12 protein-coding genes and 1 pseudogene are annotated in these 11759 nt (G+C 34.3%); 7 read left to right on the plus strand and 6 right to left on the minus strand.

Features of this window, described 5'->3' with window-relative positions; genetic code table 11:
• From ON07_RS09315 to ON07_RS09330, 4 genes and pseudogenes are all read left to right on the plus strand, one after another.
• Positions 1–1149, plus strand: coding sequence for a serine hydrolase domain-containing protein (locus tag ON07_RS09315; protein WP_010230462.1), 1149 nt, complete (start codon positions 1–3; stop codon positions 1147–1149).
• 1 nt (position 1150) lies between these two features.
• Positions 1151–1519: pseudogene (locus ON07_RS15095) on the plus strand (6-phosphogluconate dehydrogenase).
• The gene (locus tag ON07_RS09325; RefSeq protein WP_010230469.1) at positions 1519–2064 is read left to right on the plus strand and encodes an acyl-CoA thioesterase; all 546 of its coding nucleotides are present in this window, start codon (positions 1519–1521) and stop codon (positions 2062–2064) included. The pseudogene ON07_RS15095 and the gene ON07_RS09325 overlap by 1 nt, the downstream one beginning before the upstream one ends.
• Positions 2065–3024 carry a bile acid:sodium symporter family protein gene (locus ON07_RS09330; RefSeq protein WP_010230471.1) on the plus strand — a complete coding sequence of 320 codons (960 nt, stop codon included), beginning with the start codon at positions 2065–2067 and terminating at the stop codon, positions 3022–3024. It abuts the gene before it with no gap.
• Positions 3025–3251: 227 nt separating this feature from the next.
• On the opposite strand, the gene ON07_RS09335 is transcribed toward ON07_RS09330, so the two are convergent.
• The 3 genes from ON07_RS09335 to rpmH all read right to left on the minus strand — a co-directional run bounded on the left by ON07_RS09335 (position 3252) and on the right by rpmH (position 6832).
• Positions 3252–3644 (minus strand): DUF423 domain-containing protein, encoded by a 393-nt coding sequence (locus ON07_RS09335; RefSeq protein ID WP_010230474.1) that lies wholly within the window; start codon positions 3642–3644, stop codon positions 3252–3254.
• 72 nt (positions 3645–3716) lie between these two features.
• Positions 3717–6569 (minus strand): carbamoyl-phosphate synthase large subunit, encoded by a 2853-nt coding sequence (gene carB, locus ON07_RS09340; RefSeq protein WP_010230475.1) that lies wholly within the window; start codon positions 6567–6569, stop codon positions 3717–3719.
• Between the two features lie 104 nt (positions 6570–6673).
• Positions 6674–6832 carry a 50S ribosomal protein L34 gene (rpmH, locus tag ON07_RS16285; protein ID WP_010230478.1) on the minus strand — a complete coding sequence of 53 codons (159 nt, stop codon included), beginning with the start codon at positions 6830–6832 and terminating at the stop codon, positions 6674–6676.
• A 164-nt stretch (positions 6833–6996) separates the two neighbouring features.
• Between rpmH and ON07_RS09345 the strand changes: the two genes are divergently transcribed.
• Both ON07_RS09345 and ON07_RS09350 read left to right on the plus strand, forming a co-directional pair.
• Positions 6997–7512: a tetratricopeptide repeat protein gene (locus ON07_RS09345; protein WP_010230481.1), complete on the plus strand. Its 516-nt coding sequence runs from the start codon at positions 6997–6999 to the stop codon at positions 7510–7512.
• Between the two features lie 136 nt (positions 7513–7648).
• A complete protein-coding gene (locus tag ON07_RS09350) occupies positions 7649–8356 on the plus strand; it encodes a TlpA family protein disulfide reductase (protein WP_033445072.1) in 708 nt (235 codons plus the stop codon).
• Positions 8357–8429: 73 nt separating this feature from the next.
• Here ON07_RS09350 and ON07_RS09355 read toward each other — a convergent pair whose 3' ends face one another.
• Positions 8430–9362 (minus strand): lytic transglycosylase domain-containing protein, encoded by a 933-nt coding sequence (locus tag ON07_RS09355; RefSeq protein ID WP_029331761.1) that lies wholly within the window; start codon positions 9360–9362, stop codon positions 8430–8432.
• Between the two features lie 17 nt (positions 9363–9379).
• Positions 9380–10075, minus strand: coding sequence for an alpha/beta fold hydrolase (locus tag ON07_RS09360; protein WP_010230490.1), 696 nt, complete (start codon positions 10073–10075; stop codon positions 9380–9382).
• A gap of 404 nt (positions 10076–10479) precedes the next feature.
• On the opposite strand from ON07_RS09360, the gene ON07_RS09365 reads away from it, so the two are divergent.
• Positions 10480–10785, plus strand: a complete 306-nt coding sequence (locus ON07_RS09365) for a GNAT family N-acetyltransferase (RefSeq protein WP_010230492.1) — start codon at positions 10480–10482, stop codon at positions 10783–10785.
• A 99-nt stretch (positions 10786–10884) separates the two neighbouring features.
• On the opposite strand, the gene ON07_RS09370 is transcribed toward ON07_RS09365, so the two are convergent.
• Positions 10885–11759: MiaB/RimO family radical SAM methylthiotransferase (locus ON07_RS09370; protein WP_010230495.1), on the minus strand; the 875-nt coding region annotated here is incomplete at its 5' end.

Genomic DNA, 11759 nt, shown 5'->3' on the forward strand with positions numbered 1-11759 from the left:
ATGAAATTAATTTTAACTGCAATTTTACTAACCACTCTTGGCATAGGGTCTATATGCGCTCAAGACACCTACTTCCCTCCAGCAAATGAATGGGAAGTTAAAAAACCCACAGATTTTAATATAGATGAAACTAAGTTAAATTTAGCTGTAGAATTTGCTCAGGAAAACGAATATACTGAATCACGAGATCTAAGATTAGCTATTATAGAAGGTTTTAAAAAGGAGCCCTTTCATAAAATTGCCGGCCCTACTAAAAAACGAGGAGGTCCAGCAGGAATTATTCTTAAAGATGGCTATATCGTTGCTCAATGGGGAGCACCTCAAACTGTGGATATGACGTTTAGCGTTACTAAAAGTTTTCTCTCCACCACTGCATTGTTAGCCTTAGAAGAAGGTTTAATTGCAAATGCAACAGAACCGGTAAAGAACTATGTATGGGACAACACATACCAAGGCAAGCATAACAGCCAAATTACCTGGAAACATTTATTGCAACAAACTTCCGATTGGAGTGGGGAACTCTGGGGTGGCTTAGATTGGGCAGACAGGCCTCCAAATGAAGGAGATTTGGACGATTGGAAAAATAGAAAACTACATACTCCAGGAACCGTATTCGAATATAACGATGTGCGAGTTAATTTATTAGCGTACTCTCTTTTGCAAGTTTGGCGCAAACCGCTTCCGCAGGTTTTAAAAGATAAGATCATGGATCCTATAGGCTCTTCCACCACTTGGCGATGGTTTGGATATGATAATGCATGGGTAGATCTGGACGGATTAAAAATGCAGTCGGTTACAGGAGGTGGACATTCCGGAGGTGGAATGTTTATTAATACCTTAGATATGGCTAGATTTGGATTGCTTTTCGAAAACAATGGAATGTGGAAAGGAAAGCAGTTGTTAGCTGAAGAGTTTATTAAAGATGCTGTAGAATCCTCCGCTCCCAATCCTAATTACGGATATATGTGGTGGCTAAACAAACCGGGGAATAGACACTGGAAAGGGCTTTCTGAAAACATATTTTATGCCGCAGGATTTGGTGGGAATTTTATAGTTATAGATCAAGAAAAGAATTTAGTTATAGTTACAAGATGGCTAGAACCCTCTCAAATAGAAACATTTATAAACAAAGTATATAACGCATTATAATATGAAAAGATTTTTATTTTACTTTCTTGGAGCACTCTTCTTGCTTTACATTCTATATTTCGCATTTGTAAGTCTTGTGCCCTATAGTGAAGGAACCAGAACTGGCGAACTTATAAAATTCAGTCATAAAGGGGTGATCGTAAAAACTTGGGAAGCGAAATTAGCCAAGGAATTAGTGGCGCACAAATCTTTCAGTTTTCGGTGTTATCCAAAAATGACGATGTTATTAAAGAACTTCAAAAGAACGAGGGTAATTACGTCAAACTAACTTATGTAGAACGTTACTCAACTTTTTTTCTTTTGGGGTGATACCCCCTATTTTATTACCGAAGTAGAAGAAGCGCAATCTCCACACTTTAGAGATCGATAATGGAAAAGAAATTTAAAAAAATAGCGGAATCCCAAGTAGTGATTTCAGAACTAATGCTTCCCTCCCATTCTAATTTCAATGGAAAAATTCATGGTGGGTATCTTTTATCTCTTTTAGACCAAATTGCATTTGCCTGTGGTTCCAAACATTCAAGAGCCTATTGCGTAACTGCCAGTGTAGACACAGTGGATTTCTTGAAACCCATTGAAATAGGAGAACTGGTTACCTTAAAAGCCTCTGTAAATTACGTGGGCACAAGCTCTATGGTTATAGGAATTCGGGTAGAATCTGAAAATATTCAAACCGGCCACATAAATCATTGTAATTCCTCCTATTTCACTATGGTAGCTAAAGATAGTGAGGGAAATTCTTTAGCAGTTCCTGGACTTATTTTGGAAAATGATGATGATATTCGAAGATTTGTGAAAAGTATTAAGCGGAATAAGATGAAATTTAAACGCAAAAAGGAATTTCATGAAACCGATTTTTCCTCTAAGGAATACATGCATTTATTAGAAGATCATAATGTGAAAATAATCGATTAATTGAAGATAAACGGATTTATAGTTAGCCTAGTTTTGGCCATCATATTGGCGTATTTCTTTCCGACTGTTTTACAAGAATTTCCAATAAATACTATCACTAATATTGGGATTGGACTTATCTTTTTTTTCTACGGACTTAAATTAGCACCGGAAGAATTAAAATTGGGTTTTCTTAATTATAGATCGCATCTCTTAATACAACTATCTACCTTTTTACTATTCCCCTTATTAACATTTCTATTTATTCCGTTTTTTGATGGCGGAATTCAATCTGACTTATGGCTTTCGATCTTCTTCTTAGGGGTTTTACCTTCCACAGTATCTTCTTCTGTAGTAATGGTGGCAATTGCAAGAGGAAATTTGCCTACAGCCATCTTTAATGCGAGTATTTCAGGCTTAATTGGAATTCTTATCACTCCACTATGGATGAGTATTTTTATGGCTAAATCCGGGAATTTTGATTTCCTCAGCATCCTCTATAAACTCTTTTTACAAATTGTGTTGCCTTTATTTATTGGCTTAATGCTTCAGCAATACTCTGGCAAAATTGCAAGAAAATATAGTCGGGAACTAAGCTATTTTGACAAGGTGGTTATCTTTCTAATAGTTTACACTAGTTTCAGTAATTCCTTCAATTCCGGTTTATTTGAAATGGTAAAAGTTATAGACCTCTTGAAGATTGCAGGAATCGTTATACTCTTATTCGTAGGGATGTATACACTCTTAGGTTTGCTTTGTAAATGGCTGGGCTTTGATCTTAGAGATACCATCACAGCAAAATTCTGCGGTACAAAAAAATCCTTGGTTCATGGATCGGTGATGGTGAAGATCATATTTGGTGCCAGTGCAAGTGTCGGGATCTTTTTATTACCCATCATGTTATATCACATCTTACAACTATTTGTAGTCACCATTTTTGCTGAAAAATATAGAAAAAGAGAAGATTTAGTGTCCGACTAAAACCAGTTTCAACTCAACTAGATAGTTATTGAGGATAGAGACACGATTGTCCTTCTGAAGGGAGAATAGCGGACCGAAGAATCTCAACGGAGCAGAAGCTCTTTAAGAATAGATCCCTCCTCCCGATAGTTATCGGGACGTCGGGATGACCTGAGAAATCTAAAGAAAACACCCTGAAACAAGTTCAGGGCGACGATGCCCTAAGACAATACTTAATGGTATTTACACTACAAATAAAGAGCAATTTCTGAAGCATTAATTGTAAACAAAACCCAACCAATTAGCAATAACAAACCTCCAATTGGAGTAATTGGACCTAGAAATTTCCATTTATTATTATTAGCAGAACTTAAGCAAAGCCCGTAGATGCTAAATGAAAATAAAATCACACCAAGTATAAAACACCAACCCATAATTTGCTGCGAGGTTTCGATAAAAGGAAAGATCACTCCAGATATTATAATGATTAACGCGTGATACATCTGGTAACGCACTCCGGTTTCGAAACTTTTTTGAAGTTCTTCAGAAAAGCGCTTTTTTAACGCATGTGCGCCAAAAGCACCAAACAATACTGCTAAACCTCCATAAATTCCGCCAAAAATTAGCATTAATTCCTTCATAACCTAGATGTTATTTAGCCAAAAATAAAAAAGGCTACCTAATTAAAGGTAGCCTTTAGCTTCATTTTGAAATTATTTACTCAAATACATTTTTCTTCTTGCATACAGATCATAAAAAATATCATCCTTTAGATCATCAATAAACAAAATGCTTTCTCCTGTACTTTTCATTTCAGGCCCAAGCTGTTTATTCACATTATGGAACTTATCAAAAGAAAATACAGGTTGTTTAATTGCATATCCATCCAACTGAGGATTAAAATCGAAATCTGTAACTTTCTTTTCACCTAGCATCACCTTAGTTGCGTAATTCACGTAAGGTTCTCCATATGCCTTCGCAATAAATGGAACGGTACGAGAAGCTCTAGGATTGGCTTCTATAATATACACCACATCGTCCTTAATAGCGAATTGGATGTTGATCAATCCAACCGTATTTAATGCCAACGCAATTTTATGAGTATGATCTTTTATTTGTTGCATTACCAGATCTCCTAAATTAAAAGGAGGAAGTAACGCATTAGAATCTCCAGAGTGAACTCCGCATGGCTCAATATGTTCCATAATTCCAATGATATAGACATTTTCACCATCGCAAATAGCATCTGCTTCAGCTTCTATCGCTCCATCTAAATAATGATCTAACAGCAGCTTATTATTAGGGATTTTTCTAAGAAGATCTACAACATGCGCTTCCAGTTCATCTTTATTAATTACGATCTTCATTCCTTGTCCTCCTAAAACATAAGAAGGTCTCACCAAAATAGGGAAGTTAAGATCATCTGCAATTGTCAAAGCTTCATCGGCAGTTTCTGCAACTCCAAATTCCGGGAATGGAATATCATTTTCTTTTAAGAGTTTAGAAAAACTTCCTCTATCTTCGGCTAAGTCTAAAGATTGATAACTGGTCCCTATAACCTTGATCCCGTATCTATCTAATTTTTCAGCTAGTTTAAGAGCAGTTTGCCCTCCTAATTGCACAATCACCCCTTCAGGCTTTTCATGCCTTATAATATCATATATATGCTCCCAGAAAACTGGTTCGAAATATAACTTATCTGCAACATCAAAATCTGTAGAGACAGTTTCAGGGTTACAGTTAATCATAATCGTTTCGTATCCACATTCAGATGCAGCTAAAACCCCGTGCACACAACTATAATCGAATTCTATTCCTTGTCCAATACGGTTTGGACCAGAACCAAGAACAACAATTTTCTTCTTATCGCTTACCTTACTCTCATTATCTACATATCGAGTTCCATCAGCTCTTTCAATTTCAGCTTCAAAAGTAGAATAGTAATAAGGTGTTTCCGCCTTAAATTCAGCAGCACAAGTATCTACCAATTTAAAAATTCGGTTAATGCTTAATTCTTCACGCTTATTATAAACCTGACTTTCTAAACATTTCAACATATGAGCGATCTGTCTATCTGCAAAACCTTTTTGCTTAGCTTCCAGCAATAGATCTTTTGGTAAAGTATCTATATCGAATTTGGAGATTTCCACTTCTAGCGCATATAATTCCTCGTATTGCTTCAAGAACCACATATCTATCTTAGTGATCTCATGAATTCTGCTTAATGGTATTCCAATCTGGATAGCATCATAAATCACAAACACTCTATCCCAACTGGCATGAGTCAGTTTATCTATGATCTGATCGTAGTTAGTATAACTCTTCCCATCGGCTCCTAATCCATTTCTCTTTATTTCTAAAGATTGCGTAGCCTTGTGCAATGCCTCTTGGAAAGATCTTCCAATTCCCATTACTTCTCCTACAGATTTCATTTGAAGTCCAAGAGTTCGATCGCTTCCTTCAAATTTATCGAAATTCCAACGTGGGATTTTCACGATTACATAGTCTAAAGTAGGTTCGAATAAAGCTGAAGTAGATTTGGTGATCTGATTTTCCAATTCATCCAAAGTAAAACCAATCGCCAACTTCGTAGCAATCTTCGCAATAGGATATCCTGTTGCTTTTGATGCTAGTGCAGAAGACCTTGAAACTCTCGGATTTATCTCGATCGCGATAATATCTTCGTTTTCATCTGGACTTACCGCAAATTGCACATTACAACCCCCGGAGAAATTACCAATTTTACGCATCATCTTGATGGCAAGATCTCTCATTTTCTGAAAAGTGACATCACTCAAGGTCATTGCAGGAGCCACTGTAATGGAATCTCCTGTATGGATTCCCATAGGATCCATATTTTCTATAGAACAGATAATTACTACATTATCATTTTTATCTCTAAGTAATTCTAATTCATATTCTTTCCAACCAAGAAGAGCTTTGTCTATTAAAACCTCATGAATTGGAGAAGCCTCTAAACCACGAGTCAACAACTCATCAAAATCTTCAGCTCTATGAACAAAGGCTGCTCCACTTCCACCAAGTGTAAAAGAAGCACGAATTACTAATGGAAAACCAAATTCCTGAGCAACTTCTTTTCCTTGTAAATAAGAGGTTACCGTTTTAGCTGGTGCAACAGGAACATTAATTTTTCCCATTAATTGCTTAAACTTCTCTCTATCTTCGGTGATGTTTATCGCGTCTATATCTACACCGATTAATTTTACATCAAAATCCTTCCAAATTCCTTTTTCATCTGCCTCAATACATAGATTTAATGCAGTTTGGCCACCCATAGTAGGTAAAACTGCATCTATTTCAGGATGTTTTTTTAGGATTTCTACTATAGATTTTGTGGTTAGAGGAAGTAAATAAACATGATCTGCCATTGCTGGATCTGTCATGATTGTTGCAGGATTAGAATTTATAAGTACAGTTTTAATCCCCTCGTCGCTAAGAGATTTAAGAGACTGTGCTCCGGCATAATCAAATTCACATGCCTGACCAATTACAATTGGTCCGGAACCGATTAAAAGAACACATTTAAGTTGACTGTTTTTAGGCATTTTGAAAGGCTATTTATGATTAGGAAATACTAGGAAACGCTTAGATATAAAAAAAAGGCGTTACTCCTAAAAGTAACACCTTATTATTTCAATACTAATTTTCACTAGTGTTTGTGTCTAGTTTCTGAAGATACAGATATTTTCTTTCTCCCTTTAGCACGTCTTCTCGCTAACACCTTTCTCCCGTTCACACTCGCCATGCGCTCTCTGAATCCGTGTTTGTTTTTTCTTTTTCTCTTAGATGGTTGAAATGTTCTTTTCATTTTAATTATCTTTAATCTTCTGTGGAATTCTTGGTTTAACTAGTTTAGACCTATCTCTAAAACTGCGGGCAAATATACAAAGACTTATATATCTTCCAAAAACAAAATTGAAATAATTTCTAATTGTTTTTATTAACTTTGCGCTCTCAAAAAATAGGAGACTTATGTTCAATAAAAATTTCAAATTAATATTAGCCGGAATCATTTTTATCGCCTCTATCTGGCAATTTATTGAAGGTCACATTGGCAATGGAATAATGTTTATTCTACTCGGACTAATTTTCGTATTCCTATATTTTAAAAATGAAATGATCTTAATGGCGTTTTTAAGACTTCGGAAACAAGATTTTCCGGGTGCTAAAAAATGGTTGGACAAAATAAAAGATCCTGAAACAGCTCTTACTCAAAAACAACAAGGTTATTATTGGTATTTAAATGGATTGATGCTTTCTCAAACCAATATTACTCAAGCTGGCAAATATTTCAAAAAAGCGATTAAATTAGGTTTGGCAATGGATCAAGATCTTGCCATGGCGAAATTAAATCTTGCCGGAATCGCTATGACAAAAAGAAGAAAAAGAGAGGCACAAATGCTTCTTACTGAAGCTAAAAAACTGGATAAACATGGAATGCTGAAAGAGCAAATTACCATGATGAAACAGCAAATGAAAAAAATATAACCCCATAAGTGTTAACAACTTAGGGAATAACTTTTTATTTATGTATTTCAACTAATTTAACGGGGTTTGGTCGATTAAGTTTCGTAGCCATTGACATCTAACTTATCTTTAAAGAGTTAGTATGTAAATGCAGCAAATGAAGAAATTATTACTCATCTTAAGTTTACTTTTATTGGACTTATCAATTTGCGCCCAACAGAAAGAAAATAAAGTTTTCTTTTCTGAAGCTCTCAGCATGCATCTTCCAAAATACAAATCCAATTCGGAAAAAGCTTATAGTCGCCGAGATTATAAAGAAGCTACTAGACTTTTTGATTCATTAGTGGATTATGGTTTAAATGGAAGCTATATGAACGACTTCCAATTTAACCAATTGAACAGTAAAGAAATTTCTTTATCGGATTTTAAAAAACCCACTTATTTTATAACTTACGCTTCTTGGTGTATAACTACCGAAGGAGAAATTCCTGCTATTAATGAGCTTGCTAATAAGTATAATGATAAAATAGATTTTGTAATCCTCTTTTGGGATGATCAAAAAACCACCAAAAAAATGGCCAAATCATATAATAAGAATATCAAAGTGTTATATGTAAATGAATTAAACAATAAAGATGGTCATGTTGTTAGCCAACTAAAGCATTCTCTTGGCTTACCAACTACATTTTTATTAGATAGGGATAAGAAGATACTTGATATTAGAAGAGGCGTTACGCACGCTTTAAATAAGAGTTTTGAAGAATCTTTTGATCTCAACTACAATTCTATATATGATGGTATCGCAAATCACTTATTAGGTGATAAAATCTACAATACAAATCAAGAAACAGTTGCAATTAATTAACGTATAAGTTATTTGCAAATTAAAAAAGGTGAACATTAAAATGTTCACCTTTTTTTTTCCATAAATATTATATCTACTTATAATATCCTTTCTCAGGAATATCTAAATAATAAGTTTTTCGCGATTTATTATTTAAGTATGAATCCCTAAGCCAAGGATTATGAATCTTCAATATTTTATAATTAACGCCCATTCCCTTAGCAAAAGCAGCAAAATCTGTCACTGCGGTATCTACTTTCACTTTATAAGTGGGGATATCCTTGTATAACTGATCTTCGCTATAATGAAACCCATATTTCATTGGATTGTTCATAATTTCTTTAAGTGCAAGAATTCTAAACACGTATCGTCCAGTCTCTTCTCCTAGCAATAAATCATAGTATTTACTAACATCTTGTCGCTCTAACTGCCTTAAAACTCCTGTGTTTCCCGCATTATATGCAGCAGCAGCCATCGTCCAAGTACCAAATTTCGCTTTAGATTTTATTAAATACTCGCAAGCAACTCTTGTAGATTTTTCGATATGATAGCGTTCATCCACATTATCGTTAATCTCCAATTTAAAATCTTTCCCTGTTCCTTCTAAAATTTGCCAGAAACCAACTGCTCTAGCCGGTGAAACAGCCTGCGTAAGCCCACTCTCGATTACCGCCAAGTATTTAAAATCATCTGGCACCCCATATTCTTTAAGAATTGGTTCTATAACCGGGAAATATTTATTTGCTCTCTTAATCAACAATAAAGCATTAGACTGCCAATAGGTATTCACCAACAGCTCCCTATCCATTCGTTCATAAATGTCAGGATTTTCAATTGGCACTGCTTCGCCTGCAAAATTTAAATTTTCCGGCATTGGCAAAGCATGTATTGCGTAATGCTCTCCAACCACCTTGGTTATTGGTTCTTTAGTAATTTCTACGTCTGGACCATCTTGAAATGCTTGTATACTTACTGCACAAACACTAATAAACCCAACGCTCATCAATAATACTTTCAATAGTTTCATAAATAATATTTTTAATTTTACTCTTCTTTTTTTCCTGTTAAGATAATAGATGGAAGGTACTTATTAAACCATCTAAATCTATTTACTACCATAATATGAGTTCCACCTTTTACAGTGATGCATCCATTTATATATTTATACGGAAAAACAATATCCGCATCCCCGTGAATATGCACAATCCCGGGAATAGGCCTTTTACACTCCCAGTTTATCATGTTCTTGATTGCCCAATCTACATAATTCACATCCCTTATAGATAAATATTTTTTATAAAGTTCTGCCCTCTTTTTCAAAAAATCTCCAAATGCAAATTTTTCAAATTTTTCTATATGATTCAATAAACTAGTAGGAATAAACTTCACCAAGCCTTTATTAGACGCATAACGCATTCGTCTTGGTAGTTCGTCCCTACACTTAACACTAGAAATTATAATGAGCCTTTTAATTTTTAAATATTTACTCATCTCCTGTACAACAATCCCTCCAAAAGAAACACCAATTAAAGCAATATTGTCGTGTTCTATAAAAGAATTCATTCTAATAGCGTAATCTTTCAAAGTTTCGTTAGCTTCCGGAATTTGCCACTCTAACCAATGAACTTGGAATTGTTCTTCAGGCAATTTTAAATACTCAAAAATCGAAGGATTTGCAGCCATGCCCGGCATGAAATACACATGTACAATTTCATTGTTAATCAGCTTTTTAACAGGCATGTAACATTATTAAGGAAAGTATTATCGTAAATTTACCGTTCAAATTACCACTATTTTTTTTGCTTTTACAAATAAGATCTATTAAAATATAATGGATAAAACACACAATCCATCGCGTTTTAAGGACAAAACAAATAACGCTTGTTTTTCATTTTAATACTCTTATTATTATGCCAATTTCTGTGATTAAAAGAGATTAATATTAGAAAAATCTACTTTTCAGTAAAATCATTTTAAATTCTGAATTGAAGCTTAGTATATTTCTCAACTTATTCGTTAAAAATTTCTTTTATAAACCGAAATAATACTGTTAAAAACAACTAAAATATTCAGAATATCAAAATGATAGTTAAACAACCCTTAAAAATACTTCTTATTGGAGTATCTTTGAAATAAACCTTACGATGATGATTGATGTAGAGATTAAAATTACAGACAATGAGTTTTTAAGACAATTTGAATCTGTAATCAACGAAGAATTAGTAATTGTAGAATATTCCCAACAAGAGAGAAAAGTCTTCTTAACAAAGCTTAAAATGCCAGATGTTCTTAAAGAAGCTGGATATTTAGAACCGTTTTTAGAATCTCTTTTAAGTTATATTCAAGAAGGAACCCATAGAGTTGTTCCTACAAATCCGGAAATCGCTAAATATATGCGCAAGCATAGAAGAAAGTATAAAGATTTATTACCCGTTGGAATGAATATTTAATTCTTCTTTGAAGATTTAAAAATCAATGTTGAAAGTGCTCGGGATTGTAGTTAAAAATGGGTTCTTTAATTAAAAGCTTTTTGGGTTGGCATAATTATTTTATTCTGCCAACTCTAGCTCGCTATAGGTAAAACGTACAATACCATCTTCATCGATTCTATCTAACGTAATTTGATGAAGTGTATTTACTAACTCCGGATTCCACAGGGTTTTTACTTTTACATAATTTTCTGTAAATCCGTGAATATACCCCTCTTTATTCTCACCTTCGAATAAAACGGTGTGTGTATTTCCTAATTGACTCTCATAAAAAGCTCTACGCTTTTTAGCTGAAAGCCCTCTTAGCATCTTACTTCTCTTTTTTCTAATGCTTAGTGGAATTACTCCTTCCATTTCAGCCGCTAGTGTATTCTCTCTTTCAGAATAAGCAAATACATGTAAATAAGAAATATCTAATTCGTTTAAGAAATTATAGGTTTCCAAAAAGTGTTCATTTGTCTCTCCAGGGAAGCCAACTATTACATCTACTCCAATACACGCATTTGGCATCACTCTTTTAATCTGATTTACTTTTTCCACATACAATTCTCGCATATACCTACGGCGCATAGCCTTCAATATCTGATTGCTTCCACTCTGCAGTGGAATATGGAAATGAGGAACAAAACTATTGCTTTGAGCTACAAAATCTATGGTTTCATTCTGAAGTAGATTAGGTTCTATAGATGAGATTCTTAACCTGTTAATCCCTTTTACTTCATCCAAAGCTTTAACTAAATCTAAAAAAGTGTGCTCATGTTTTTTATCTCCGAATTCACCCTTTCCATAGTCTCCGATATTCACTCCTGTAAGTACTATTTCCTGAATTCCTTTGGCAGCAATTTCTGAAGCGTTCTTTAAAACATTTTGTAAATTATCACTTCTGGAAATTCCTCTGGCTAATGGAATGGTACAATAAGTACATTTATAATCAC

Origin of the sequence: Gillisia marina, assembly GCF_000258765.1 — a bacterium.
Taxonomy (GTDB): Bacteria; Bacteroidota; Bacteroidia; order Flavobacteriales; family Flavobacteriaceae; genus Gillisia; species Gillisia marina.

Excerpts from the sequence above, each read along its gene's own strand:
- ON07_RS09335 (WP_010230474.1), bottom strand. The coding sequence starts at position 3,644 with ATGAAGGAATTAATGCTAATTTTTGGCGGAATTTATGGAGGTTTAGCA.
- ON07_RS09350 (WP_033445072.1), top strand. The coding sequence starts at position 7,649 with ATGAAGAAATTATTACTCATCTTAAGTTTACTTTTATTGGACTTATCA.
- ON07_RS09325 (WP_010230469.1), top strand. The coding sequence starts at position 1,519 with ATGGAAAAGAAATTTAAAAAAATAGCGGAATCCCAAGTAGTGATTTCA.
- ON07_RS09360 (WP_010230490.1), bottom strand. The coding sequence starts at position 10,075 with ATGCCTGTTAAAAAGCTGATTAACAATGAAATTGTACATGTGTATTTC.
- ON07_RS09355 (WP_029331761.1), bottom strand. The coding sequence starts at position 9,362 with ATGAAACTATTGAAAGTATTATTGATGAGCGTTGGGTTTATTAGTGTT.
- ON07_RS09315 (WP_010230462.1), top strand. The coding sequence starts at position 1 with ATGAAATTAATTTTAACTGCAATTTTACTAACCACTCTTGGCATAGGG.
- ON07_RS09345 (WP_010230481.1), top strand. The coding sequence starts at position 6,997 with ATGTTCAATAAAAATTTCAAATTAATATTAGCCGGAATCATTTTTATC.
- carB (WP_010230475.1), bottom strand. The coding sequence starts at position 6,569 with ATGCCTAAAAACAGTCAACTTAAATGTGTTCTTTTAATCGGTTCCGGA.
- rpmH (WP_010230478.1), bottom strand. The coding sequence starts at position 6,832 with ATGAAAAGAACATTTCAACCATCTAAGAGAAAAAGAAAAAACAAACAC.
- ON07_RS09365 (WP_010230492.1), top strand. The coding sequence starts at position 10,480 with ATGATGATTGATGTAGAGATTAAAATTACAGACAATGAGTTTTTAAGA.